A 25708-nucleotide genomic window follows, 5' to 3' on the forward strand; every position below is an offset into this window, starting at 1 on the left:
CCAGATGTTGACGTGCACGGCAAGCCCTGGTGCGTGAAAATATCGCTGCGGCAGTGTTTTCCAGGAGTTTTGTCGTCGGCACCGTTTGTTGTCGGTGGGTTGCGGTAGATATTTCGGCAACAGAGAACGGGGGAACCGATGACCGAGCAACGCACGCCGTGGACCGAGGAACAGGTCCGTGCGCTGGCGCCCGATGCGAGCTCGCTGGCTGCCGCGCGCAAGCTGGCCGGTCGCTGGCGCGAGTGCGGTACCGCCGACAACGCGGTGTGGGGGCTGTGTCAGGGCAGTGGCGCGAAGCCGTATCAGGCGATCGTCGATCTGGACGGGCCCGCGTACAAGTGCTCGTGCCCGAGCCGAAAGTTCCCGTGTAAGCACACGTTGTCGCTGTTGCTGTCGTGGTCGAGCGGGCAGGTGCCTGTGCTGCGTGCGCCGGCCGATTTCGCGGCCGAGTGGTTGGCTGGGCGGGCTGTGAAAGCCGCCCCTGCGCCGAAGGCCAAGGCAGTGCCGTCGCAGGCCACCGTCGAACAGCGGCGCACCCGGGTGGCGGCCGGGTTGACCGAGCTCGAGGTCTGGTTGACCGATCAGATCCGCACGGGGTTGGCTCAGACCGACCGTTCGTTCGCCGCCTACGAGTCGATCGCGGCACGCATGGTCGATGCGCAGGCGCCCCGCATCGCGGAAGCTCTGCGCAGGCTGCCGGCTGCCGTGGTCACCACTGAACACTGGCCCGAGCTGCTGCTGCGCGAGTACGCCCGCCTGCACCTGCTGGTGTTGGCCCATCGCAGGCTCGACGCGCTGCCCGAGCCGTTGCAAGCGGGCATCCGAACCCATATCGGGTACCCGACCCCCGCCGAATCGGTGCTGACCGAGCCCGCGGTGCGCGATCACTGGCTGGTGCTCGGGATGCGGGCGAGCGAGGAGGAACGCCTGCACACCCGCCGCACCTGGCTACGCGGACGAACCAGCGGTCGGTGGGCGCTGCTGATCGAACATTCTTTCGCCACACCGAATTTCACCGGCGAAGTGCCCGCGCCCGGCCACGAGGTGGATGCCGACCTGCACTACTACCCCGGCGCGGCATCCCTGCGCGCACACTGGGGCACTCGCCACGGCGTACCCGAACCTTTCACAACCATCCCCGCGGTCGGCGGCACGACGATCGATGCGGCACTGGATGCGTACGCCGACGCGCTGAGCCGAGATCCGTGGTTGCGATCCTGGCCCGCGCTGCTGGCCGATGTCGTGCCGGTGCTCGACGACACCGGCTGGCAGCTCGTCGCCGCCGACGGCACCGCGCTGCCGTTGCCCGCGGGCGTGCACCCGTGGCGGTTGATCGCGGTCGCCGGCGGCCACCCCGTGACGGTCTGCGGGGAGTGGCGAGCCGATGGGTTCGACCCGATCTCGGTGTTCAGCGCTGGTGAGGTGAGCGATCTGGAAACCGAGTTCCCCACCGAAACCACCGCTACCCCCGCACTGGCTGAACTCGTTTCCGTAGCCCTGCTGGGCACCGCCCGCCGCAGCGCCGACAACATCGCTGTCGACTCCGCGGTCGCGACCGCCGTACCCCAGCACGCGGGCGAACCGGCCACCCGCCTGCTCCACACCGCCGCGCTACAAGACCTCTACCTACGCGGCGGCCAACTCCCCCGAACCGCTTCGAAACCCCAACCGGCAGTGGATGATCCGCGCCCACTACTCCCGCGCCCCGCCGCCGACCGCCTCAGCCGCCTCCTGGCCGCGAAGTCCCCCTTCCTGCCCGAATGGTTCGCGGCGGCGACACCGTTCGACTTCCGACTCCCTGACGTGCTGTGCGTGCAGGCACTCGCCGCCGCCTCCGACACGTCCCTGCGAGCACCACTGCTGCGCCTGGCAGGCCGCCGCGGCCGCTGGCTCGCCGCCCACAACCCCGCCTGGGCGAAACTGGTCGACGAGTTCCCCAGCGACACATCCACGTCCCTTTCGGATGTGTCGACCGACCACCCAGTGCCCGAGACGGGGGGCGCTGATGCGGGAACACCTGCAGCACACGATGTTTGGCTGTTCGGCACCGCCGGTGAGCGCAAGGACTGGTTCGCGCGCACCCGCCGGGCCGACCCGGCTGCCGCACTCGCCGTGCTGACGGCGGCGTGGCCGAAGGAGTCAGGCCCGGTCAAGGCGGAGCTGCTGGCGTTGCTCGAGGACGGGCTCAGCCGCGCGGACGAAGACCTGCTCGAGCGGGCACTGGACGATCGACGCGGCGATGTCCGGCGCACGGCCACCACCTTGCTGAACAAGCTCCCCGACGCAGCGTTCGGCGCACGGATGGCGACCCTGGTGGCGTCCTGGATTCGAGTGGACGACGACGGCACTGTCGAAGTAACCGTGCCCGCCGAGGTCGATGCGCAGGCCCGCCGCGACGGCATCACCGACGGCACCGATCAGCCGAAAATGCGCTGGGACACACCCGATTCGACTATCAAGACCCTCCACCAAACGATAGCCGCGACGCCACTGGGCGCTTGGGCACCGATCGTCCACGCCACCGGCGACACCACCGCGACCACCGCGTTGAGCCTGTCCCTGCCACCCCGCTACGCCAAGGCGATCGTGGACGGCTGGGTCGACGGCACCCTCGCCCAACGTGACACCGCCTGGGCCCGTGCACTATTCGCCCACGCGACCCCCACCGAACAGGCCGTATTACGCCGTCGCGAACTGTTCACCCTGCTCGATACAGCCGACCGGATCGACCACGTCCTCGACCTGGACGCCCACCAACTCAACGAACTCCACGCGATCCTGCCCGGCCTGGATCACCCATGGCCCGAACCCGTGGCCGCCCACGTGCTGCGCCTCCTCAGCGAACGCGCCCGCACCACTGCCCGCCAACCGCACGCCGGCGCGGGCGTCTACACCGACCGCGCGCTGCTCACCGCGGCCAGCGTGCACCTGCCCATCGACCTGGCCGAACGCATCACCGCCATGGCCGACACCACCGAGGATCCCGCCTGGCAACAGGCCTTCCACCGGCTAGCCCACGATCTCACCGACCGCGCCACCATGCTCGAGGAGCTGCGATGACCACCACCGAACCGTCCACCACCCTGCTGCGCCCGCACGCCGAACAGGCCTTCGCCGACGAACTGGCTGCCCTGGCTCGCGTCGACGACCGCGTCCGACCGCCGTCATGGAAGCTGTCGCCGTGGGCGGTGGTCACCTATATCCTCGGGGGCACCCTCGACGACGGCACCGTGATCACGCCCAAGTACGTCGGTCCGCGTCGGCTGATGGAGGTCGCGGTCGCCACCCTGGCCACCGACCGGGCGTTGCTGTTGCTCGGTGTGCCCGGCACGGCGAAAACCTGGGTATCGGAACATCTTTCCGCCGCGATCAGTGGCGAGTCCACCCTGCTGGTGCAGGGCACCTCCGGCACCGCCGAGGAGGCGATCCGCTACGGCTGGAACTACGCCCGCCTGCTCGCCGAAGGACCCAGCGACGCCGCCCTTGTCCCCTCCCCGGTCATGACCGCCATGCGCACCGGCGCCATCGCCCGCATCGAAGAACTCACCCGCATCCCCTCCGACGTGCAGGATGCGCTGATCACCATCCTGTCCGAGAAGACCCTGCCGGTCCCCGAACTGGGCGGAGAAGTGCAGGCCGCCAAGGGTTTCAACGTGATCGCCACCGCCAACGACCGCGACCGCGGCGTGAACGACCTGTCCTCGGCGCTGCGCCGCCGCTTCAACACCGTGGTGCTGCCGCTGCCCGCCGACGAGGACTCCGAGGTCGCCATCGTCAGCCGCCGCGTCGAACAGCTCGGCGCCGCACTGGAATTGCCCTCGGTGCCCGCCGCCGCCGAGGAAGTCCGCCGCGTGGTGCGAGTGTTCCGCGAACTGCGATCCGGCATCACCGCCGACGGCCGCACCAAACTCAAATCCCCGTCGGGCACCCTGTCCACCGCCGAGGCGATCTCGGTGATCACCAACGGACTGGCCCTGTCCGCCCACTTCGGCGACGGCGTCCTACGCGCCTCCGACATCGCGGGCGCGGTCCTGGGCTCGGTCATCAAGGACCCGGTAGCGGACTCGGTCGTCTGGACCGAATACCTCGAAGCCGTAGTCCGGGAACGCCCCGACTGGGCCGACTTCTACCGGGCCTGCCGCGAGATCTCGAACTGAGAACCGACGCCGAGGGAGGACGGAACACACAGCGCACATGGGGATTTCGATGAGTGAACACACCGGCCACGCCCGATCGGTGCCAGACGCCGACGCATCGGCAGCCGACAACGGCGTCCGCCCAGACACCGAGGGGGCGCCCGTGACGCGGGTGTTCGGCATCCGCCACCACGGGCCGGGATCCGCGCGCTCGCTGCGCCACGCGCTCGAGGAGTTCCGCCCCGACGCGATCCTCATCGAGGGCCCCTCCGACGCCGACCCCCTGGTCGGGTTCGTGGCCGCCGACACGATGACCCCACCGGTGGCCCTGCTCGCCTACGTCCCGGATTCCCCCGCACGCGCCGCCTTCTGGCCGTTCGCGGTGTTCTCCCCCGAATGGCAGGCCATGCGCTACGGCGTCGACCACGCCGTCCCGGTCCGCTTCTGCGACCTCCCGGCCACCACCGTCCTCGCCGCCGAAGACGACACCCGCACAAACAGCGGCGACCCTCTCGCCGCCCTGGCCGCCGCCGCAGGCTACGACGACGCCGAACGCTGGTGGGACGCCGTCGTCGAATCCGTCCCCGACAGCACGGCTTTCGACGCCATCACCGAAGCAATGGCAGCACTACGCGAAGATGCCATCCACACGGAATCACCCGGCAGCGCGACACAGCCGGGCGATGCAACGCAGCCACGCGACGCTGCCCCGCCGGGCGATGCGACGCAGCTAGGCGGCCCGGTTCAGCCGGGCAGCGCGGCACCGTCGAGCGGGGCGACGCCTCAGCTCGAAACATCTTCAGCTACAGCTGGATTCGAACTCCCGATGCCATCGGACGAAGACGCTGCCACCCTCGCACCACTGATCGTCGATCAGCACACCTTGGTGCGCGAGGCGCATATGCGGCAGGTGATGCGACAGGTCCTCAAGGGCGGTGCGAAGCGGTTGGCAGTGGTGTGCGGCGCGTGGCACGCACCCGCGCTGACCGGCCCACTCGGCCCAGCCGCGCCGGATATGCGCCTGCTCAAGGGCCTACCGAAGACCAAGGCGGCACTCACCTGGGTGCCGTGGACCCATTCGCGACTGGCGGCGGGCTCCGGCTACGGGGCGGGTGTCACCTCGCCCGGCTGGTACCACCACCTGTTCACCGAGACCGAGCGGCCGGTGGCGCGCTGGCTGACCAAGGTCGCCGGGGTGTTGCGCAGGCACGATCTGCCGGTGTCCAGCGCGCACATCATCGAGGCGGTGCGGCTGGCGGACACCCTGGCGGCGTTGCGCGAGCGGCCACTACCCGGCTTGTCCGAGGTCACCGAGGCTGTGCGGTCGGTGATGTGCGGTGGCGACGAGACCATGCTGCGGCTGGTCATCGACGAACTCGTTGTCGGCGAAACACTGGGGGGCGTCCCCGAGGACACCCCGACGGTCCCGCTGGCGGCGGATCTGCGGGCGCGCAGCAAAACCCTGCGGCTCAAGCAGGAGGCGCTTGCCCGCAATCTCGACCTGGACCTGCGCAAGGAACGCGACGTCGAACGTTCGCACCTGCTGCATCGCCTGCGCCTGCTCGGCATCGGCTGGGGCACACCGACCGTCGGCGAAGTCCGCAGCACCGGCACGTTCCGCGAGAGCTGGACCCTGCGCTGGGAACCCGAATTCGAGGTCAGCATCGTCGAAGCCGCGATCTGGGGAACCACCCTGCGCACCGCGGCGGAAACGAAAATCCTCGACACCGCCGGCCGCGACGGCGTCACCGTCACCGAACTGGCCGACGCACTGGAAACCGCACTACTCGCCGACTTGGGCGGTGCCACCGACGGTTTGATCACCAGACTCGACGCGGCCGCCGCCCTCGACCACGACGTCACCCACCTGCTCAGCGCCCTGCCCGGCCTCACCCGCACCCTGCGCTACGGCGACGTCCGCGGCACCGACACCAAGGCACTCATCCACGTCGCCGACGGCCTGCTGGTCCGGATCTGCGCGGGTCTGCCCGGCGCGGTCACCGGCCTGGACACCGACGCCGCGCAAGCCCTGCGCACCCAGATCGACGCCGCGCACACCGCCATCAGCACCCGCGACGACGAGCACGCCACCACCGAATGGCTGGCCACCCTGCAGCGCATCGCCGACCGCGACGACGTCCACGGCGCGATCGGCGGCCGCGCGGTGCGCCTGCTGTGCGACGCCGAACGCATCGACGACGCCGACTCCGCCCGCCGCCTCGCCGCCGCCCTGTCCATCGGCAACACCCCCGCCGCCAAGGCCGCCTGGATCGACGGCTTCCTCGGCGGACGTGGGCTGTTGTTAGTCCACGACCGAGAGTTGTTGCGCCGCATCGACGAATGGCTTCGGGCCCTCGACGAGGACCAGTTCGTCGCCACCCTCCCGCTGCTGCGCCGCACCTTCGGCTCCTTCGAATCCGGCGAACGCCGAGCCATCAGCCAGTCCCTGCGAGATACCGGCTCAGCATCGATCACCGCCGCCTCACCCGCTGCAATCGACCCGATCCGCGGGCAACTTGCACTGCGCGCGGCGACCGCAATCCTCGGAGCAGCAGGGTGACATGCCTCCGCAGCCACCTGACGCCTCACCTGTGGCCCGGCCATGCGCGACTTCGAATCCAGTGGCCCATAGCGCCACGGAGGGTCGCGCACCGCGAATCGCGGGCGGCCCAGCGCCCGGCACCGCATCCAGATCTCTCGCTCGACAACTAGGAGCACCGATGACCGCACCCGACGAAACCCAGTCTCGCCGTTGGCGTCTCGTGCTCGGGTCCGCAGCCGAAGACCAACTCGGCGGCCTGTCCTCCGGCGCCGACCAGTCGATGGACCAGGCACTGGGAGCCCTCTACAACACCGGCGAGGGCGGCGCGTCGTCGAAACGCTCTGGCGGACTGGGCAGTTCAGCGCCCCGCGTGGCCCGCTGGCTCGGCGACATCCGCAACTACTTCCCCGCGACCGTGGTCGAGGTGATGCAGCGCGACGCCGTCGACCGCCTGAACCTCACCCAACTGCTGCTGGAACCCGAACTGCTGGAGTCGGTGGAACCCGACGTGCACCTGGTGGGCACCCTGCTCAGCCTCAACAGCGTGATGCCCGAAACCACCAAGGCCACCGCGCGCATGGTGGTGGAGAAGGTGGTGCGCGAGATCGAGCAGCGCATCGCCGCCAAGACCGTGGCCGCGGTCTCCGGCGCCATCAACCGCGCCGCCCGCACCCACCGCCCGAAGCTGCGCGATATCGATTTCAACCGCACCATCCGCAAGAATCTGGCCAACTACCTGCCCGAACACCGCACCATCGTGCCCGAACGCCTGGTCGGCTACGGCCGCAAATCGCAGTCGATCCAGCGCGATGTGGTCCTGGCCATCGACCAATCCGGTTCGATGGCGGCCAGCGTCGTGTACGCCTCGGTGTTCGGCGCCGTGCTGGCGTCGATGCGGTCGTTGAAGACCTCGCTGGTCGTGTTCGACACCGAGATCGTCGACCTCACCGACAAACTCAGCGACCCCGTCGACGTCCTGTTCGGCACCCAATTGGGCGGCGGCACCGACATCAACCGCGCCATCGCCTACTCCCAAACCCTGATCACCCGCCCCACCGACACCCTGTTCGTGCTCATCTCCGACCTCTACGAGGGCGGCGTCCGCAACGAGATGCTGCGCCGCTGCAACGCGATGAAAGAGGCAGGCGTGCAGGTAGTGGTCCTGCTCGCCCTGTCCGACGAAGGCGCCCCCGCCTACGACCACGACAACGCCGCCGCCCTGGCAGCCCTCGGCATCCCCGCCTTCGCCTGCACCCCGGACAAGTTCCCCGACTTACTGGCCACGGCCCTGGACCGCGGCGACATCACCCGCTGGGCCGACACCCACGCCCCGGCGGTGTAGCCGACGTTCATCGGCCGATCCTGTGAGCTCGCGGATCTCGCGGGCGCTGGGCCACCTCAGCGGGCCGCGCTGACCACGCGCGCTCGACGACTGCGGCCGGTGTCCGCTACGACCGGGTGCGCGAGACTAGGACGCGTTCAGCGCCTGCGCCTACTAGGCTGCCAACGATAGGTTCGATGAACGGGGTGGGGCGATGTTGCGGCGCGGGTCGGTGTTCGCCGGTTTCGTCATCGAACGGGAACTGGGGCGCGGGGGGATGGGTGCGGTGTACGCGGCCAGGGACCGCAGGCTGCCGCGCCTGACTGCGTTGAAGCTCATGCACCGAGACCTGTTCTCCGACATGGAGATCCGGGCCAGATTCGAACGCGAAGCCGACCTGATCGCCCAGCTCGATCACCCCAACATCATCACCGTCTACGACCGCGGCGTCGACGAGGAACGCCTGTGGATCGCCATGCAGTTCGTCGACGGCACCGACGCCTCGGCAGTTCCGGTGCAGCAGTTCGGCATCGACCGCATCGCCCAGATCGTCACCCAGACCGCGAGCGCCCTGGACTACGCCCACCGCCAGGGCGTCCTGCACCGTGACGTGAAGCCCGCCAACATCCTGCTCTCGCGCACCGCGGGCGTGGGTGCCGGCTTCGACGAACGGGTCGTGCTCACCGACTTCGGCATCGCGAAACTGCTCGGCGACACCGGCGGCCTGACCCGCACCGGCCAATTCACCGCCACCATCGCCTACGCCTCCCCCGAACAACTCAGCAGCGCCCCGCTCGATGGCCGTGGTGACCAATACTCCTTGGCCTGCACGGTGTTTCGTCTGCTCACCGGCACCGGCCCCTTCGACGCCGCCAACCCCGCCACGGTCATGCTCGGCCACCTCAACAACCCACCACCCGCGGCGAGCAGCCGCCGCACCGCCCTGCCCACCGCAGTCGACGCCGTGCTGTCCAAAGCCATGGCCAAAGACCGCGAACACCGCTTCCCCACCTGCACCGCCTTCGCCACCGCACTCACCGACGCCCTGCGCCGACGCCCGTCCTCGGGACGTGAACCGGTGCCGTCGATCCACCGTGTGCAGACCGAGCCCGAAACCCGTGCCCCGCGATCAACGACCTCGGCTCCCCTGCCGACCAGCGCCGGGTCGCGCTCGGAAGTCCGCAACGGCAATGCCCCGCGCCAGGCGACGGCCGAATCGATGTGGGCACAGCGGGTCAGCGGTTGTCTGCTCGGCGGCGCGATCGGTGACGCCCTTGGCGCCCCGATCGAAACCATGGCACTGCACCAGATCAGAGACGTCTACGGCCGTGCCGGGCTCACCGACGTGGACCCGCTGCGTATCTCCGAGGAAACGCAGCTCACGGCTTTCACCGTGGAAGCGCTCATCCGAGGTTCGGTGCGAGCCAGGGCGACCGGCGTCGGCGGCACGATGGGTCTGCTGCAGCAGGGTCTGCTCGTGTGGTTGCGCGGGCAGATCACCGACTTTCCGGACCAACCGAACCCGCTCTACAGCGCCCTGCGCGCCTACCCCGAGCTGATCGAGCAACGCGGCGTGGCCGATTCGGTCCACTCCGCGCTGCGTCAGGCGGCCGCCCGGCAAGCGCCGACGAGTCCGCTGGGCACCCGCGACCAGCCCATCAACCACTCCAAGGGCAGTGGCGCGGTGATGCGCGCGGCCCCGTGCGGATTCGGTTACGCCGCAGACCGTTCCGGTGCGGTCACCGACGCGATCTTCGAATTGGGTTGCGATGCAGCAGCTCTCACGCACGGCCACCCCAGCGGCTGGCTCCCGGCGGGGACGCTGTCCGCGCTGATCTACCAACTGTCGCGCGGCACCGACACCGCCACCGCGTTGTCGCGCGCCCGAATCGAACTGGCGAATTACCCCGGCCACGAGGAAACCGCGGCCGCCCTCAACGCGGCACACCGACTGGCCACCCGCATCGAACGCGAAAGACGCTATCCCACTGCGGAAGACGTCGAAACCCTAGGTCAAGGCTGGATCGGCCCCGAAGCCCTGTCGATCGCCGTCTTCGCGACCCTGGCCGCCGAGGGCCTGGGCGGTACACCGCACGACATCGTCCGCACCGGACTGCTGTTGTCGGTCAATCACTCCGGTGACAGCGACGCCACCGGCTCGATCACCGGCAGCCTGCTCGGCGCCCGCTACGGCCACTCCGCCCTGCCCCGAACCTGGGCCCACACCGTCGACGCCCGCCGCATCCTCGACCTGCTGGCCACCGACTACTGCACCGAATTCGGCCTCACCCCACCGACGACCAACGGCCAGCCGACCAAGACCTGGTACGACCGCTACCCCGCATAGAAGAACCGGCGTAATCGCACACTTCGTCGGCTCCCAGTCAGAATTCTGACTATCGGGCCGCGAAGTGTGCGATGACGCCGGTCTCAACGGAACTACAGGTCAGCGATAGCCGCCAGCGGAGGCGTTCGCGCGGCCCGCACACCCGGCCACACCGCCGCCAGCACACCCACCACACCGGACGCGACCAACACGATCAGCAACTGCGACCACGGAATGGTGATCTCGTTGATGCCCATATCGCGCAAGGTACGCAGGAATCCGACGCCCAGCGCGATGCCCAGCACCAGTCCGACGATCGCGCCGAAGATGGCGATCAGCATGGATTCCAGGTAGATCGTGCGGCGCACCTGGGCACGCTGGGTGCCGACCGCGCGCAGCATGCCGATTTCGCGGCGACGCTCCACCACCGACAGGGCCAGGGTGTTGATGATGCCGAGCACCGCGATCACCACGGCCAGTGCGAGCAGGCCATACAGAATGGCGAGCAGGGTGTCGATCTGTTTGCCCTGTGCGCCCTTGAACTGCTCGTGGTCTTGGACCTGCACCACCACGAACGGTTCGGTGGCCTTCTCCAGGTTCGCCCGCATCGCCGTGAGGTCCGCGCCCGCCTCGGCCTTGACCAATACGTAGATGTTGGTGCGCAGGCTCTGTGGCATCAACTGCTCGTAGACGCCGGGATCCACGACCATCGGGCCCAGCAGCTGCGAGTCGGCGTAGATGCCCGACACGGTGAGCTCGAGCTGCTTCTTGTCCAGGCTGGTGATGCCGACCTTGTCGCCCACCTTCCACCCACGATCGGTGGCCTCGGTCTCGCTGACGAGCGTGCCACCCGCGGGGATGGTGCTGGTGCCGCTGATCATGTCGATGTCCATCACCGGGTCGATCGGACCGTCCGGTGAGGTAGCCATGGTCTGGTCGTCGCCGACCTTGAACGCGACGGCCCTGACCCCGGTGACATCGCCGATCCCCGGCACCTGGGTGCGCACCGCTTCGACCGCGCCGATCGGCGCACCGATCATCTGCGGTCCGGCGAGCACATATTCGGCCTTCACGCCCTTGTCGATGAGCTCACCGACGCTGGTTTTCGCCGAGGCGCCGAAGATGCCGATCGCCGAGACCAGCATCAGGCCCAGCGTGAGCGCGAACGCGGTGGCGGCGGTGCGACGTGGGTTGCGGGTGGCGTTGTTGCGCGCCATCTGCCCGATCGGACCGAACGGCCGGGTGAGCACACCGAGCACGAGCACCATCGGCCGCGACAACGCGGGCGCGGCCAGCAGCACCGCCAGAATCAGGGCCAGCGCGCCGACACCGACGGTCACCGCCGCGCCCTTGCCGGTGCCCTGCGCACCCACGTACACGAGCACGCCACCGGCAACGGCCATGACCGCGCCGATCGCGGTACGGACACGCAAAGAGTCACCGGCACTGGCGAATTCGGACCGCATCGCCTCGACCGGCGGCACCTTCGAAGCGCGACGGGCAGGTGCGTACGCACTGGCCACGGTCACGATCAAACCCACGGCCAGCGCGACGATCGCGGTACGCGGCAGCACCGTCAACGAACCGGTGGGCAGCCCAAGATCGAACGCGTTGAGCAACGCCGACAACCCGTACGCCAACCCGATACCCGCGGCCAACCCGAGTGCACTGCCGATCAAACCGATCACGATGGCCTCACCGACCACCGACCGTCCGACTTGCGCACGGCTGGCGCCGATCGCGCGCAGCAGCGCGAGTTCGCGCAGTCGCTGCGCCACGATCATCGAGAAGGTGTTGTAGATGATGAACGTGCCCACGATCAGTGCGATCGCGCCGAAGGCGAGCAGGAAGTAATTGATGAAGGTGAGCGCGTCGGAGATCTGCTTCTTCATGTCCTCGCGGACCTGCTCGGAGTTCTGCACCTTGTAATCGGGCAGGCCCGCGGCCAGCTGGTCGCGCAGGTCGTCGGCCGAAATGCCCGGCGCGGCCGCGATATCCGCGTACGCGACGTGCGAGCCGTCGGTGAACAGCTGCCGCGCCTGCGGTTCGGTGAACATCACCGCGACCAGACCGCCGCCGTCGGTCCCGGCCATCTCGTAGATGCCGGTCAGGGTCACCTCGAACGGGTCACCCTTGGACGGAATCAGCACCTTGGTCTTGTCGCCGACCTTCAGTCCGGCCTTCTCGGCACCGCCGGTGTTGAGCGCGATCTCGTTGGTCTGGATGGGTGCCGCGCCCGCCACGAACTTGTCCGGCGCTTCGACAGCCTTCTCCGGCGGCATATAGGACAGGCCGAAACTCGGTGCGCCACCGGTCTGTACGGCTTTCTTGCCGTCGGGTTCCAGCAACACGACCGGGCCGTTCACCGCGGGCGCGACCCGTTCGACACCCTCGGTCTTGGCCAGCGCGTCGACGATATTGGTTGGTAGACCCAGTGATTGGCGATCCGAAGGGCCCACGCGCACGTCCACGCCGCGTGCCTGGCCTTCGAAAATCCCATCAAAAGTGCGCTGCAAAGTGTCGGTGAAGACGAACGATCCGGAGATGAAGGCGGTGCCGAGCACCACCGACAACAGGGTCAATGCCAAGCGCACCTTGTGCGCGGCGAGGTTACGCAAGGCGACCTTGCGCATCGGGTTACTCATCGGGCTTCCAGCGCCTTCATCCGGTCGAGGATCGAATCCTGAGTCGGCGCACGCAGCTCATCCACGATCCGGCCATCGGCGAGGAACACGACCCGGTCGGCATAGGCGGCCGCGCGCGGATCGTGGGTCACGATCACCACGGTCTGGTTGAACTCGTCGACCGAGGCGCGCAGGATCGACAGCACCTCACCCGAGGAATGCGAATCCAGGTTGCCCGTTGGCTCGTCGCCGAAGATGATCTCCGGCTTGCCCACCAGCGCCCGCGCACACGCCACCCGCTGCTGCTGCCCACCGGACAGTTCGCTGGGCCGATGCGAGAGCCGGTCGCCCAGACCCAGCCGCTTCACGACGGTGTCGAGCCACTCCTGGTCGGGTTTGCGGCCCGCGATATCCAGCGGCAGGGTGATGTTCTCGAGCGCGGTGAGCGTGGGAACCAGGTTGAACGCCTGGAACACGAACCCGATCCGATCCCGCCGCAGCGCCGTCATCTGCTTGTCGGACAGCCCCGTGAGCGCGGTGTCACCGATGCTGACCGTGCCCGAGCTGGCACTGTCCAGGCCGGCCAGGCAGTGCATCAGCGTCGACTTACCCGACCCCGACGGCCCCATGATCGCGGTGAACTCCCCCTTGGCGAAGTCCGCCGACACCCCGTCCAGGGCCTTGACCTGTGTATCTCCCGATCCGTACAGCTTGACCAGATCTAATGCGGCGGCCGCGATATCGGTGGCGGCCGCCGCGTCGACGGCCTCGGTCCCCATGGCGTGCGAAGTCATGCTGTCCAGTCTGGCTGGCCACCGTAAACCGCGCCATCCGGGATCCCCCTGATACCCCAGGTCTTACTGACCTCTTAGCCCACGCTGCTCAGCGGCGCCGAGTCCGCCAGCCGTACCCGGTCGAGGATGTCGGCCAGCGCCACGACTAGCCGATCGTGTTCGGGTGCCGGAACCGCGAGCCCGCTCTGTTCGACTGCGCGCGTCATCACCTCGTGGGTGAGCATCCCGCGCCGTGTCGGAAACACCAGCACCCGGCGCCGGTCGTGATCGTCGACTTTGCGCAGTACCAGATTGTCGTTGATCATGGCGTCGATCAGCCTGGTCAGGCTCGCGCCGGTGAGCAGACTCGCCTCGGCCAGCTGTGACATGGACCGCCCCGCACCATCGGCGACCGCGCCGAGCACGTGCCAGCGGGCGACCGAGGGCTCCCCCAGACAGGTGGCCAGAGTGCGATCCAGCTCCTGTGAGACTTGGCGCAGCGAACGCGCCAACTCTGCGAGGGCTGCCGGTCCAGTGCTATCGTCCACAACAGCAACTATATACAACGCCGTATGGTGCATATTCAAATGAAAATATACGGTGGTGATTCTGGTGATTCGCCCCACCCGCGACACGGTCGACATCGCGCTGGTGATCCCGCTGAGCGGACCGGCAGGCATGTTCGGTCCGTCCTCGGAAGCCTGCGCGACGCTGGCCGCCGAGGACATCAACCGCGTGGGCGGCATCCTCGATCGGCCGGTGCGTTTGCATCCCGTCGACGCCGGTGCCTCGCTGCCTGAGCTGGCCATGCGCATCGACCGGATGATCGAACGCGGTCAGATCGACGGTGTCATCGGCTGGCATCTGTCCAATGCGCGCAAGGCGATCACCCCACAGACCGCAGGCCGGGTGCCCTACGTCTACACCACCTTCTACGAGGGCGGCGAGGATTCCGACGGCGTCTACATGGTCGGCGAGACCCCCGACCAACAGCTGTTCCCCGCCTTGCGGTGGCTTCGAAGCGAACTCGGCATCAGCCGGTGGTGCGTGGTCGGCAACGACTACGTTTGGCCCCGCGAAACCGCGAGGGCCACTCGTGAATTCGCTGCGGACACCGATATCACGATTGTCGGCGAAACCTACGTACCGCTGGGCGGCCGCCGATTCGGAGCCGCGCTCGACCTGATTCGTACCTCTACCGCTCAGGGCGTGCTGCTGTTCATGGTCGGTGCCGACTGCGCCGCATTCAACCAGGCTTTCGCCCGGGCCGGCCTCGATCACGACAAGCTGCGGCTGTCGATGATGATCGGCGAGGACGTGCTGTATGCAGGTGGCGCGAATTCCTCGCACGGATTGCTCACTGCCTCTGGCTATTTCGAGGGCGTCGTCTCCACGGCCGCGATGGATTTCGGCAGTAGGTACAGCAGCCGCTTCGGCACCTTCGCGCCCGCGTTGAACAACATCGGCGAATCCTGTTACGAAGGAGTGCTGTTGTTCGCGTCGCTGGCCGAGTCGGCCCGCAGCCTGGACCTGCGCGCGATCGAACGCAACGCTGGTCGGGTCAGTTATTGCGGGCCGCGCGGCGAGGTGATGGTCCGTGGGTCGCATACGACCCAGCCGGTCTACCTGGCCGACGCCGACGCACTGCAGTTCAGTGTGCTCACCGAACTGAATTCCTGAACGACGGCAGTGTCCCGACCGGGCGGTGCTGACCGGTCGGGACACTGACCTCACCCGACTTCGACCGATGCGCGCGGCTTCGGCACCGGCAAACCGAGTTCCACCGCACCGACACCGTCGACGTAGGACGGCGACTGGCACATCTCGTGGCAGCCCTTGGTCAATGTGCAAGTGAGCGAAGAGATCGGACCGCCGTGGAACGGGCAGTCGTGCACCATATCCGGCAGCTCGTAGCTCTTCCCGTCAACCACATCCTGGAGGGTCTGGCCCGCCCACAGCGGTTCCTTCTCGATCTCCTCACGCAGCGGATTGGGTCGCGCCAGGTAGTACTTACCCTTGGTGACGATCGCGATGATCGGCGTGAGCACCATCGCGACCGCCAGCGCGAGATAGGGCGACCACGCTGCCAACAGCGGACCGAACGCGCCGAAGTAGGCGGTGATCGACAGCGCCGAACCGGCCAACATGGACACGAACCCGACCGGGTTGATCGGGTACAGGTACGCCCGTTTGAATTCGATGTAGGACGGGCTGATCTTCAGAATGCCCTTGTTGATCACCATGTCGGCCCCGATGGCGCCGATCCAGGCGATGGCGACATTGGAGTAGAAGCCGAGAATCGTGTTGAGCACCGTGAACATGTCGGCCAGCATCAACGTTGTCGCGATCACGATGTGCAGGCCGAGCCACACGACGCGGCCGGGGTGCATGTGCAGCACCCGGGAGAAGAAGTTCGACCACGACAGCGAACCCGAATAGGCGTTGGTGACGTTGATCTTGATCTGCGAGAGCAGCACCATCACCGTGGCGATGGTCAACGCGACCGCATGGTTGTGGATGACCGAGCCGTACGCGCCGAGGAATTGTTCGATCGGCTCGGTGGCCCTGGTGAATCCGACCTGACCTGCGACGTAGAACGCGAGGAACGCGCCACAGATCTGCTTGGCCGCGCCGAGAATGACCCAGCCGGGGCCTGCCGCCAGTACCGCAGCCCACCAGCGCAGTGGCGAAGTTTCCGATTTCTCCGGCATGAAGCGCAGGTAGTCGACCTGTTCACCGATCTGCGCGATGAGCGACAGCGCCACACCAGCTCCCGCGCCGACCGCGATCGCGCTCACCTTCGTGCTGCCGTCGTTGCCCGCCCAGGACAGGAAGCCGTCGAACCCGGTCGGGTCGGCGGCGGCGATCATCACCAGGGGCGCGGCGAACAGGATCAACCACAGCGGCTGGGTCCACACCTGGAACTTGGCCAGCGCCGCCATGCCGTAGAGGACCAGCGGAATGATGACGATCGAGCCGACGAGATAGCCCAGCCACAGTGGCATGTGAAACGCCACCAGCATCGCCTGCGCCATGATCGCGCCCTCGAGCGCGAAGAATATGAAGCAGAAGCTGGCGTAGATCAGGCTGGTGAGGGTCGAGCCGAAGTAGCCGAAGCCGGCGCCGCGGGTCAGCAGATCCATGTCCAGGTTGTACTTGGCGGCGTAGTACGAGATCGGGATGCCGGTGAGGAAGATGGTCACCGCCGCGACCAGGATCGCCACCACCGCGCTCGACGCACCGTGGGTCACCGCGATCGAGGCGCCGATGGAGTAGTCGGCGAGGTAGGCGATGCCGCCGAGTGCGGTGACCGAGCACGCCATCGGGCTCCAGCGACGAAAGGACTTCGGCGCGTAGCGCAGTGAGTAGTCCTCGATGTTGTCCTTGGCGGCCCACGCCTGGAAGCGCGACCACCTGCTCCCGGTGGAGGGTTGTGCAGTACTCATCGGTGGTTCTCCTAGCTTGTCTCGCTGCGGCGGGGCTGAAGGGCCGAGCAAGGCAGACGCTAGGCGCAATATTTTCAAGCGGCGATAATTCATTTGAAAATTAATGTCCGCGATACGAGCCCTCGGTACGGTAATACGAACGTCACACTGCGGAAAGGCGGTCGAGATCGACACCGCCTTCCATCGAACCCATACGCAACATGTTCAAGTGAAAGTAAATGAGGTGATTCTTCAGTGCCCCTCTACCGGTTCCGCTGCGGCGACTGCGGCGGCTTCGATCAGAGCTTCCCGATGAGCGCGATCCCCCAGGTCACCGACTGCCCCGACTGCGCGGCACCGAGCAAGCGCGGGTTCGCCGTCGCGGGGTTGCTCGGTACCGGCTCCGCCGCGGCCCGGCTGATCGAGGCGACCACCCGCACCGCCGACGAGCCGGCCGTCGTCGGCGCGCCCGCCGGCCGGAGCAAGGCGCCGGTGACCCGAAACCCCCTGCACCGCACCCTCCCCCGCCCCTGAAACCGAAGGACTTCCGACATGCCCGAACTGCTCTTTCCGCTCGACTCGGCCAAGAAGTTCACCGACCAGACCCACGTGGGCCACAACCGCTGGCATCCCGACATCCCCGCCCCGGTGACCGTGAAACCGGGCGACGAGTTCCGGGTGCACGTGCGCGAATGGTTCGACGGCGCGATCGTCAACGACGACTCGGCCGAGGACGTCCTCAACGCGCCGCTGAGCACCGTGCACTGCCTGTCGGGCCCCTTCGCGGTGGAGGGCGCCCAGCCCGGTGACCTGCTGATCGTCGACATCCTCGACATCGGCCCGATCCCGCAGGAGGACTCGGGTCCCCTCGCCGGCCAAGGTTGGGGCTACACCGGCATTTTCGCCACCGACAACGGCGGCGGCTTCCTCACCGAACACTTCCCCGACGCTTACAAGGCAATCTGGGATTTCAGCGGCCACACCACTACCTCGCGCCACGTCCCCGGCGTGAAGTTCACCGGCATCATGCACCCCGGCCTGATGGGGACCGCGCCGTCGGCCGCGCTGTTGTCGAAGTGGAACGCCCGTGAAGGTGCACTGATCGCCACCGACCCGCACCGGGTGCCCCCGCTCGCCCTGCCGCCCGAACCTCAGGACGCCATCCTCGGATCGCTGACCGGTGCCGCCTTCGACCTGGCCGCCGGCGAGGCCGCCCGCACTGCGCCGCCGCGGGAGAACGGCGGCAACCAGGACATCAAGAACCTCACCAGAGGCAGTCGGGTGTTCTATCCGGTGTTCGTCGACGGCGCGAAGCTGTCGGTCGGTGACCTGCACTTCTCCCAGGGCGACGGCGAGATCACCTTCTGCGGCGCGATCGAGATGGGCGGGTTCATCGACCTGCGCGTCGACCTGATCAAGAACGGGATGGAGCTCTACGGCGTATCAGAGAACGCGATCTTCATGCCCGGCAATGAGGGCCCGAACTACACCGAGTTCCTGGCCTTCTCCGGCACTTCGGTGACATTGAAGGGTGAACAGCGCTACCTGGATTCGCAGTTGTCGTTCGAACGCGCCTGCTTGCACGCCATCGACTACCTGACCAAGTTCGGCTACAGCCCCGAGCAGGCGTATCTGCTGCTCGGCGCGGCCCCGATCGAAGGAAGGTTCTCCGGCGTCGTCGACATTCCGAACTCGTGCGCGACGGTGTATCTGCCGACCGCGATCTTCGACTTCCCGATTGTGCCGACCGCCGCGGGCCCGGTTCGGATCGACCCAGGAATGGGGGCGCCGCGCGCTACTCGATGACCCAGTCGAAGACGGCTGCTTTCGAGCGGGCGCCTTCGGCGGCGCGGGAACGGTTGGGCTCGCCGAGGTCTGTGAGGAGGTTCTCGGCGGGCGTCACAAGCTCGGCCAGGGTTGCGGGGGTGAACCAGACCTAGGCCGCCGAGCGCGCCGTCGACCATGGTGGCTCCCGCGGCGACGGCGACGAGCGTGTTGTCTACGCCCATGCCCCACGTGTCGTGGCCGTGGAACACGATACGGCGCGGCGGAGTGGTGTCGCGGACTGCGGAGACCGGGGCGGTTACTTGGCCGGGGTATACCTGGCCGAGGGTGTCGGCCACGACGATGTCGGTGGCGCCGAGGGTGCGGGGGTCGTTGGCGATGGCCCAGGACTCGGGCTGGCTGGCTGGCTGGCCACCGTAAACCGCGCCATCCGGGATACCCCCTGATACCCCAGGTCTTACTGACCTCTTAGCGACTGCGCGCGCCAAGTGCCCACCTGTGTACGACACAGCCATACACACATGCAGGTACATATGTTACCGTTAGTACATGTCTTTGAAGCGGACCAACGTGTACGCCGATACAGCCGACCTGACGCTGATCAAAGAGGCCGCGGCCAAGCTCGGCATTCCAGAAGCCGAGCTCATTCGTCGGGGAATACACCTCGCCGCGCTGAGCACCCGCGTGTGGCGCGACGAGCTCGAATTTCCCACGTTCGACGACGTTGATGAGCCGGTCACCGATGAAGTAACCAATGCCGTCGTAGCCGGAACCCAGCGCACGTGATCGTTATCGGTGACACTTCCGGGATCATCGAGGCGTTCGCACAGGGCACCGACTCTGCCGCTTGCCGCGGGGTACTCAACGACGCGAGCCTGGTCGTCATCTCCCCTTTGGTGCTCGCCGAAGTCGACCATCTGGCGAAGGCACGCTTCGGATCGTCGGCTCGCGGCCAGATCCTGACCTTCCTCTTCGATCAGGTCGAGCGAGTACGGTTCACGATTCCGGACGTATCCGCGCAGGTGAAAACCGCACGCGCAGTCAAGGAGAACTACCGCGACTTGGACCTGGACATGGCGGACGCATTCAACGTCTGCCTCGCGGCGGAGTACCTGACCGACACCATTTTGACGTTGGACCGCCGCGACTTTCGCGCGATTGCGCCACTACCTCGCGAACATCAGTACTTCCGGTTACTGCCTGACGACCTGGACTGAACCGGCTAGCCGACCACCCAGTCGAACGCACTGGCTTTCGAGCGGGCGCCGGTCGCGGTGCGGGAGCGGTTGGGTTCGCCGAGATCCGTGAGTAGGCCCTCGGTGAGGCCGACCAGATCGGCTAGTACGGCGGGGGTGAACCAGTCGGGGCGGGTGGCGAAGAGGATGTCCTCGGTGGCGGTGTTTCCGCTGGCGCCGGGGGCGAACGGGCAGCCGCCGAGGCCGCCCAGTGCGCCGTCGACCATGGTGGCGCCCGCGGCGACGGCGGCGAGGGTGTTGGCCACGCCCATGCCCCAGGTGTCGTGGCCGTGGAACACGATGCGGCGCGGTGGGGTGGTGTCGCGGACGGCGGTGACCAGGGCGGTGACCTGGCCGGGGTATGCCTGGCCGAGGGTGTCGGCCAGGACGATGTCGGTGGCGCCGAGGGTGCGGGGGTCGTTGGCGATGGCCAGTACTCGGGCCGGGTCGACGGGGCCGTCTAACGGGCAGGTGAAGGTGGTGGCGAGGCAGAGTTGGATTTCGCCGCCTGCTTCGCGGGCCAGTCGGATCGCGTCGGGCATCGCGGCTACCGACGTTTCGGTATCGCGGCCGATATTGGCTTTGTTGTGCGCGTCGGAGACGGAGAAGCAGTACTGGAAGTTGCGCGCACCGGCCTCGGCGGCCTTCTCGATGTGCCGCGGCGTGGCCACCCACACCCAGCATTTCGCCAGCTCATCAGGGGTGAGCGCGGCGATCAACTCGAGCGAATTGGCCATCGGCGCAACAAGATCCGGCCGCGCCATCGACCCGATCTCGAGCGCGGGCACACCCGCGGCCAACAACCTGCGCACCACGTCGATCTTCTGGTCGACGGGCAGCACCTTGCCGGTGAGCTGCAAACCGTCGCGCAACGTCACATCACGCAGCAGCGGTGCGGTCACCGCCGCTGCTCGGGTTCGCGCGCGGGCACGCACATCACGCCGCCGCACGGTTTGTCGCCCACACTGGCCGGGGTCGGATGCACCGTCGGACGCACATGACCCGGCCCGCGCGGCTCCCACTTGTTACGCACCGGCGGACGACGCCTGCCGTGTACTCGCCTCGTCACAGTGCCTCCAGCGCGTCGATCTGATCTTCGGTCATCCCCAGCAGCCCTGCGAGCACTTCCCTGGTGTGCTCGCCCAGGTCGGGGCCGACGTTGCGGATCGGCAGCGACTGCCCGCCGATCACCGGAACGATGCCGCCGAACCCCACCTGTTTGGGTTCGGCCTCACCCACGTCGACGGGGAACATCTGGATCATATTGCGTGCGCGGTACTGCTCGTCGGCCACGATGTCGGCGGCGGTGTAAATGGGACCGCACGGGATGGCGGCGTCGTCGAGCAGCTTCAGCGCCTCCTCGCGGGTGTGCAGGATCGACCACTCCGCGATCGACGCATCGAGGCGTTCGCGATTGCGCCACCGACCGTTGTTGTCCGCCAGTTCCGGGTCCTGAGCCAGGTCGGGACGGCCGATGACCTGCATGTATCGCTGGAAGATGGCGTCACCGTTGCCGCCGATGATGATGGAGTAACCGTCGCTGGTCGGGTAGGCGTTCGACGGTGCGATGCCTTCCATCCGACCTCCAACGCGCTCCCGGTTGATGCCGTAGGCGAGGTGGTCGGGGATCAGCGATTCCATCACCGACAGGATCGACTCGTTGAGCGCCACGTCGATGATCCGCTCCATCTGCGGCACCGGCCCCTCGACGCGTTCGCGCTGGAACAACGCCATCACGGTCCCGAACGCCGCGTAGATCCCCGCGATCGAGTCACCGATCGACACCCCGGTGCGCACCGGTGGCCGGTCAGGATCGCCCACCAGCTCCCGCAGCCCACCCACGGCTTCCGCGACTGCCGCGAACCCCGGCCGCGCCGCCATCGGCCCGGTCTGCCCGTACGCGGAGATCCGCGTGATCACCAGCGTCGGGTTCACTTCCTCGAGCACGTCCGGCCCGAGACCCCACTTCTCGAGCATTCCCGGCCGAAAGTTCTCCAACAGCACATCGCACTGCTTCACCAGATCCAGCACCACCGCACGCCCCGCCGCGGTGCGCAGATCCAGCACGATCGACTTCTTGTTGCGATTGACAGTGCGATACAGCATCGAGGTATCGCCCCCGTACAACCGCCAATTCCGCAGCTCATCGCCCGTTCCGGGGCGTTCCACCTTGATCACCTCGGCGCCGAAGTCCCCGAGAATCCGTCCGGCGGTGGGAGCGGCAACATAATTGCCGAGTTCCAGGACGCGAACACCATCCAACGGCCGAATACACTTGTCCGCCACCCCGCGACTCTAGCGTGTCACGGGGTGGCGGGGTCGTGCGCCGTCGAACTGTCAGCTCGCGAGCAGTTCCACTTCCTCGACGATCGAGTAGTCCTCGGCGTTGCCCTTCAGCACGGTGCTGGTCGCGCCGTCGACGCCGACCGGGATGTCACCGGCGAGGGTGATCCGGGTGAGTCGACGCGGCTGGTCGTCGTAATCGTCGATGGCGTAGTGCTGAGTGGCACGGTTGTCCCAGATCGCGACATCGCCTTCGGCCCAGTTCCAGCGGGTGGTGTGCTCCAGTTTGATCACCCGATCCTGCAGCAACCGGAACAGCTGATCCGACTCCCGCGAGGTCACGCCCACGAACTGCTTCACGAAGTGACCCAGCAGCAGCGCACGCTCACCGGTCTCGGGATGCACCCGCACCACGGGATGTTCGGTCTCGTACACATCGGACTGGAATTCCGACGAGTACTCCACCTGTGCCGGACGGACCTTGTCGACCGCGCCCGCGTAGTCGTACAGGTTGGTGTGCACCGCGCGCAGGCTCTCGGCCAGCGCCTTCAGCGGCGCGGGCAGCGAGTTGTAGGCCGCGACCGTGGAAGCCCATGTGGTCGAGCCGCCGTAGGTAGGCAGGTACTCCGCACGCAGGATCGACGCCTTGGGCACTCGATCCACGAACGTCACGTCGGTGTGCCACGAGTTGGCACGACCCCGCTCGGAGTCGATGGCCAGGCTCTTCACACCCGCCGACTTCACCGTCGGGTGTGGCGTGGTGGGTGTCCCCAGCAGCTGCGCGAACTCGTGCTGCCCGTCCTCGGTGAGGTGGTTCTGCCCGCGGAAGAAGATCACCTTGTGTTCGTGCAGTGCCCGACGGATCGTCGCGACGGCCGCCGCGTCCAGGTCACCGCCCAGTCGAACACCGTCGATCTGCGCGCCGATGTGCGCACCGAGTTTGGTCACCGTCACGGTGGCGGGAGTCGCGTGGTCGACCGTCATGGGGATCACCTTCACTGTCGTTCTCGATCGGTTGTGATGTACCTCGAGCACACCGTGAATCCCGTTCGACGGACAGGCTTTGCCTCCGCGTGATCGCAAACCTCAGCGCAGGTTCTCCCGCAGGTAGGCTAAATCCTCGGCGACGCCATCGGCCGGTGTCTCCAAGATGACCGGTGCCCCGGCGGTGCGGCAGACCTCGGCCAGCAGTTGCGGATCGATGGTCCCGTCGGCGAAGTTCGCGTGTCGGTCGGCGCCGGAATCGAATTCGTCGCGCGAGGAGTTCAGGTGCACCAGGTCGATTCGCCCGGTGATCGCCTTGATCCGCTCGACCACCCCGACCAGTTCCTCGCCACCGGCCCACGCGTGACAGGTGTCGAGGCAGAAGCCGGCACCGTAATCGCCTACCGCGTCCCACAATCGCGCGATCGAGTCGAAATGCCGTGCCATCGCGTGATTTCCACCGGCGGTGTTCTCGATCAGGATCGGCACCGCGAACCCGCCCTTGTCCTGCTGACGTTCGAACAGCTTGCGCCAGTTGTCGATTCCGGTATCGAGCTCGGCATCGGAGCGCACATGCCCACCGTGCACGACCAGCCCGAAGGCACCCAGCTCCGCAGCGGCTTTCGCCTGCTGGGCCACCGCGTTGCGCGACGGCATCCGCAGCCGGTTGTTCAGACTGGCCACGTTGATCTGGTACGACGAGTGCACCACCACATCGATCGGACTGGCTGAGATCTCGGCAGCCTTGGGATGCGGCTGGGGTTTGTCCCAGCTCTGTGGATCGACCACGAACATCTGGACGACCTCGGCGCCTAGCTTCTCGCCGAAGCCGATCGGATCGCTCTCGTCGCGAACGTGTGCTCCAATGCGCATAGATCCCACCTTAAACTCGGGCACCGACAAGTTCGGCCGATGTTGCACAGCGGTGGCTTCGGGAGATACATCGGTAGAATTCCAACGGGTGCTCTGCCCTGGAGGGGGTGACTTCGCGTGTTGCGCAAAGGCGAGGTGTTCGCCGGGTACACGATCCGGCGTGTGCTGGGTCAGGGTGGGATGGGTGTGGTCTATCTGGCCCGTCATCCGCGTCTGCCCCGGTTGACCGCGCTGAAACTGCTCAGCCGCGAACTGTCCGCCGACGAGGAGATCCGCCGCCGGTTCGAACGCGAAGCCGACCTGGTCGCCCAGCTCGAGCACCCCAATATCGTCAATGTCTACGACCGTGGCACCGACGACGACCAGCTGTGGATCTCCATGCAGTTCGTGGCGGGCACCGATGTCGCGACCGCCGATGTGAACGTGCTGACTCCGGGCCGTGCGGTGCAGATCGCCGCCGAGACCGCCACCGCGTTGGACTTCGCGCACGCGAGCGGGGTACTGCACCGCGACGTGAAACCGGCCAACATCCTGCTCGCGAAACCGCCGATCGGCCGCCCGGAACGCGTGGTGCTCACCGACTTCGGCATCGCCGCGGTGCGCGACAGCGAGACCACCCTGTCCTCGGGTGACACGATCACCGCCACCCTGGCCTATGCCGCGCCCGAACACCTGGCGGGCGCACCGCTGGATCATCGCGCAGACCAGTACTCGCTGGCCTGCACCCTGTTCTGGATGTTGACCGGCTCGGTGCCGTTCCCCGCGACCAGCCCGGGCGCGGTGATCCAGGCGCACCTGAGCAGGCCGATCCCGCCGCTGCGCAGCCTGCGCCCCGACCTGCCCGCGACGCTGGACGCGGTGCTGGCCAGGGCCACCGCCAAACAGGCGCACGCGCGGTTCGCCAGCTGCGCGGAGTTCGCGCAGGCGGCCAAGGCGGCGCTGTTCGCGGTGCCGGGACCGTGGCACCACCAGCAGCAATACACCGCCGCGGGCGTGGTCCTGCGGGCGCGCGATCCGTATCCGCAGGGGCCGGCCTATCCGCGCCCGCACACCCCGGCGCAGCCGTATCGCAACGCGCCACCGCCCACGCCACCGCAGCCGCACACCGCGCACCCGCCGACGAGCACGCCGCCACAGCCGCACCCGACGAGCACTCCCCCGCCGCGGCCCTCGACCGGCGGTGCCGCGATCCCCCCGCGACGCGGCGCACCCCGCCCCGGCACCATCGATCTCCCGGGTGGCCGCAACCATCCCGGCTACATCGTGCCGCCCCAACACCGCAGGCCACCGTGACCGTCGCGGTCCGTCAGCTCGAGCGGCGGACCACCCGCCATACAGCCGCGGGCTGATAAGGTTTCGTTGATTTTGCGCGTGCGCTGGTGGGTCCCGGCGGGCGGCGGG

The 25708-nt window shown here is 67.5% G+C and carries 20 protein-coding genes and 1 pseudogene; 11 read left to right on the forward strand and 10 right to left on the reverse strand.

The genetic code is table 11. From position 1 onward, the window contains the following. The first annotated feature begins 138 nt into the window (after nucleotides 1-138). The 5 genes from ACFWU5_RS04305 (at nucleotide 139) to ACFWU5_RS04325 (ending at nucleotide 10346) form a co-directional block, all read left to right on the forward strand. Nucleotides 139-3060 (forward strand): DUF5691 domain-containing protein, encoded by a 2922-nt coding sequence (locus ACFWU5_RS04305; protein ID WP_379266108.1) that lies wholly within the window; start codon nucleotides 139-141, stop codon nucleotides 3058-3060. After that, nucleotides 3057-4157, forward strand: a complete 1101-nt coding sequence (locus ACFWU5_RS04310) for an AAA family ATPase (protein ID WP_379266109.1) — start codon at nucleotides 3057-3059, stop codon at nucleotides 4155-4157. Before ACFWU5_RS04305 ends, ACFWU5_RS04310 begins: the two co-directional genes overlap by 4 nt. Nucleotides 4158-4206: 49 nt before the next feature. After that, a complete protein-coding gene (locus ACFWU5_RS04315; protein ID WP_379266110.1) occupies nucleotides 4207-6696 on the forward strand; it encodes a DUF5682 family protein in 2490 nt (829 codons plus the stop codon). Nucleotides 6697-6856: 160 nt separating this feature from the next. Then, nucleotides 6857-8020 carry a VWA domain-containing protein gene (locus ACFWU5_RS04320; RefSeq protein ID WP_379240127.1) on the forward strand — a complete coding sequence of 388 codons (1164 nt, stop codon included), beginning with the start codon at nucleotides 6857-6859 and terminating at the stop codon, nucleotides 8018-8020. Nucleotides 8021-8213: 193 nt separating this feature from the next. Next, on the forward strand, nucleotides 8214-10346 hold the full coding sequence (locus ACFWU5_RS04325) for an ADP-ribosylglycohydrolase family protein (RefSeq protein WP_379240126.1): 2133 nt from the start codon (nucleotides 8214-8216) through the stop codon (nucleotides 10344-10346). A 92-nt stretch (nucleotides 10347-10438) separates the two neighbouring features. Here ACFWU5_RS04325 and ACFWU5_RS04330 read toward each other — a convergent pair whose 3' ends face one another. The 3 genes from ACFWU5_RS04330 to ACFWU5_RS04340 all read right to left on the reverse strand — a co-directional run bounded on the left by ACFWU5_RS04330 (nucleotide 10439) and on the right by ACFWU5_RS04340 (nucleotide 14270). Then, nucleotides 10439-12970, reverse strand: coding sequence for an ABC transporter permease (locus ACFWU5_RS04330; protein ID WP_379266111.1), 2532 nt, complete (start codon nucleotides 12968-12970; stop codon nucleotides 10439-10441). Next, nucleotides 12967-13743, reverse strand: a complete 777-nt coding sequence (locus ACFWU5_RS04335; protein WP_379240124.1) for an ABC transporter ATP-binding protein — start codon at nucleotides 13741-13743, stop codon at nucleotides 12967-12969. Before ACFWU5_RS04335 ends, ACFWU5_RS04330 begins: the two co-directional genes overlap by 4 nt. Nucleotides 13744-13817: 74 nt before the next feature. Next, nucleotides 13818-14270, reverse strand: a complete 453-nt coding sequence (locus tag ACFWU5_RS04340; RefSeq protein ID WP_379266112.1) for a MarR family winged helix-turn-helix transcriptional regulator — start codon at nucleotides 14268-14270, stop codon at nucleotides 13818-13820. A gap of 52 nt (nucleotides 14271-14322) precedes the next feature. On the opposite strand from ACFWU5_RS04340, the gene ACFWU5_RS04345 reads away from it, so the two are divergent. Continuing rightward, on the forward strand, nucleotides 14323-15402 hold the full coding sequence (locus tag ACFWU5_RS04345; RefSeq protein ID WP_379266113.1) for a substrate-binding domain-containing protein: 1080 nt from the start codon (nucleotides 14323-14325) through the stop codon (nucleotides 15400-15402). Nucleotides 15403-15452: 50 nt separating this feature from the next. Here the strand turns inward: ACFWU5_RS04345 and ACFWU5_RS04350 are convergent, their stop codons facing one another. Continuing rightward, nucleotides 15453-17168, reverse strand: a complete 1716-nt coding sequence (locus tag ACFWU5_RS04350; protein ID WP_379266114.1) for a purine-cytosine permease family protein — start codon at nucleotides 17166-17168, stop codon at nucleotides 15453-15455. A gap of 234 nt (nucleotides 17169-17402) precedes the next feature. Between ACFWU5_RS04350 and ACFWU5_RS04355 the strand changes: the two genes are divergently transcribed. After that, nucleotides 17403-17681: an FmdB family zinc ribbon protein gene (locus ACFWU5_RS04355; protein WP_379266115.1), complete on the forward strand. Its 279-nt coding sequence runs from the start codon at nucleotides 17403-17405 to the stop codon at nucleotides 17679-17681. Between the two features lie 18 nt (nucleotides 17682-17699). Next, nucleotides 17700-18953, forward strand: coding sequence for a formamidase (gene fmdA, locus ACFWU5_RS04360; RefSeq protein ID WP_379266116.1), 1254 nt, complete (start codon nucleotides 17700-17702; stop codon nucleotides 18951-18953). Here the strand turns inward: fmdA and ACFWU5_RS04365 are convergent. Further along, a pseudogene (locus ACFWU5_RS04365) lies at nucleotides 18943-19315 on the reverse strand (hydroxymethylglutaryl-CoA lyase); the annotation flags it as partial. The gene fmdA and the pseudogene ACFWU5_RS04365 sit on opposite strands and share 11 nt — an antisense overlap. 166 nt (nucleotides 19316-19481) lie before the next feature. Here ACFWU5_RS04365 and ACFWU5_RS04370 point away from each other — a divergent pair. Both ACFWU5_RS04370 and ACFWU5_RS04375 read left to right on the forward strand, forming a co-directional pair. Continuing rightward, nucleotides 19482-19718 carry a hypothetical protein gene (locus ACFWU5_RS04370; protein ID WP_379266117.1) on the forward strand — a complete coding sequence of 79 codons (237 nt, stop codon included), beginning with the start codon at nucleotides 19482-19484 and terminating at the stop codon, nucleotides 19716-19718. Further along, nucleotides 19715-20149, forward strand: a complete 435-nt coding sequence (locus tag ACFWU5_RS04375; RefSeq protein ID WP_379266118.1) for a PIN domain-containing protein — start codon at nucleotides 19715-19717, stop codon at nucleotides 20147-20149. Before ACFWU5_RS04370 ends, ACFWU5_RS04375 begins: the two co-directional genes overlap by 4 nt. A 5-nt stretch (nucleotides 20150-20154) precedes the next feature. Here the strand turns inward: ACFWU5_RS04375 and ACFWU5_RS04380 are convergent, their stop codons facing one another. The 5 genes from ACFWU5_RS04380 to ACFWU5_RS04400 all read right to left on the reverse strand — a co-directional run bounded on the left by ACFWU5_RS04380 (nucleotide 20155) and on the right by ACFWU5_RS04400 (nucleotide 24307). Then, nucleotides 20155-21069, reverse strand: coding sequence for a hydroxymethylglutaryl-CoA lyase (locus ACFWU5_RS04380; RefSeq protein ID WP_379266119.1), 915 nt, complete (start codon nucleotides 21067-21069; stop codon nucleotides 20155-20157). Beyond that, nucleotides 21066-21236: a hypothetical protein gene (locus tag ACFWU5_RS04385; protein WP_378609018.1), complete on the reverse strand. Its 171-nt coding sequence runs from the start codon at nucleotides 21234-21236 to the stop codon at nucleotides 21066-21068. The genes ACFWU5_RS04380 and ACFWU5_RS04385 overlap by 4 nt, the downstream gene beginning before the upstream one ends. Next, nucleotides 21233-22453, reverse strand: a complete 1221-nt coding sequence (locus ACFWU5_RS04390; protein ID WP_379266120.1) for a CaiB/BaiF CoA transferase family protein — start codon at nucleotides 22451-22453, stop codon at nucleotides 21233-21235. Before ACFWU5_RS04390 ends, ACFWU5_RS04385 begins: the two co-directional genes overlap by 4 nt. A gap of 51 nt (nucleotides 22454-22504) precedes the next feature. Then, complete coding sequence (locus tag ACFWU5_RS04395; protein ID WP_379266121.1) at nucleotides 22505-23434, reverse strand: TauD/TfdA dioxygenase family protein; 930 nt, start codon at nucleotides 23432-23434, stop codon at nucleotides 22505-22507. A 102-nt stretch (nucleotides 23435-23536) separates the two neighbouring features. Then, nucleotides 23537-24307 (reverse strand): deoxyribonuclease IV, encoded by a 771-nt coding sequence (locus tag ACFWU5_RS04400; RefSeq protein WP_379240120.1) that lies wholly within the window; start codon nucleotides 24305-24307, stop codon nucleotides 23537-23539. 117 nt (nucleotides 24308-24424) lie between these two features. Between ACFWU5_RS04400 and ACFWU5_RS04405 the strand changes: the two genes are divergently transcribed. Further along, nucleotides 24425-25600, forward strand: coding sequence for a serine/threonine-protein kinase (locus ACFWU5_RS04405; protein WP_379240119.1), 1176 nt, complete (start codon nucleotides 24425-24427; stop codon nucleotides 25598-25600). The last annotated feature ends 108 nt before the right edge of the window (nucleotides 25601-25708 follow it).

Source organism: Nocardia sp. NPDC058640 (genome assembly GCF_042716995.1).
Lineage (GTDB): Bacteria > Actinomycetota > Actinomycetes > Mycobacteriales > Mycobacteriaceae > Nocardia.

Coding starts and splice junctions, on each gene's coding strand:
- ACFWU5_RS04305 (WP_379266108.1), top strand. CDS start 139: ATGACCGAGCAACGCACGCCGTGGACCGAGGAACAGGTCCGTGCGCTG.
- ACFWU5_RS04370 (WP_379266117.1), top strand. CDS start 19,482: ATGTCTTTGAAGCGGACCAACGTGTACGCCGATACAGCCGACCTGACG.
- ACFWU5_RS04400 (WP_379240120.1), bottom strand. CDS start 24,307: ATGCGCATTGGAGCACACGTTCGCGACGAGAGCGATCCGATCGGCTTC.
- ACFWU5_RS04330 (WP_379266111.1), bottom strand. CDS start 12,970: ATGAGTAACCCGATGCGCAAGGTCGCCTTGCGTAACCTCGCCGCGCAC.
- ACFWU5_RS04350 (WP_379266114.1), bottom strand. CDS start 17,168: ATGAGTACTGCACAACCCTCCACCGGGAGCAGGTGGTCGCGCTTCCAG.
- ACFWU5_RS04325 (WP_379240126.1), top strand. CDS start 8,214: ATGTTGCGGCGCGGGTCGGTGTTCGCCGGTTTCGTCATCGAACGGGAA.
- ACFWU5_RS04395 (WP_379266121.1), bottom strand. CDS start 23,434: ATGACGGTCGACCACGCGACTCCCGCCACCGTGACGGTGACCAAACTC.
- ACFWU5_RS04320 (WP_379240127.1), top strand. CDS start 6,857: ATGACCGCACCCGACGAAACCCAGTCTCGCCGTTGGCGTCTCGTGCTC.
- fmdA (WP_379266116.1), top strand. CDS start 17,700: ATGCCCGAACTGCTCTTTCCGCTCGACTCGGCCAAGAAGTTCACCGAC.
- ACFWU5_RS04310 (WP_379266109.1), top strand. CDS start 3,057: ATGACCACCACCGAACCGTCCACCACCCTGCTGCGCCCGCACGCCGAA.
- ACFWU5_RS04335 (WP_379240124.1), bottom strand. CDS start 13,743: ATGACTTCGCACGCCATGGGGACCGAGGCCGTCGACGCGGCGGCCGCC.
- ACFWU5_RS04315 (WP_379266110.1), top strand. CDS start 4,207: ATGAGTGAACACACCGGCCACGCCCGATCGGTGCCAGACGCCGACGCA.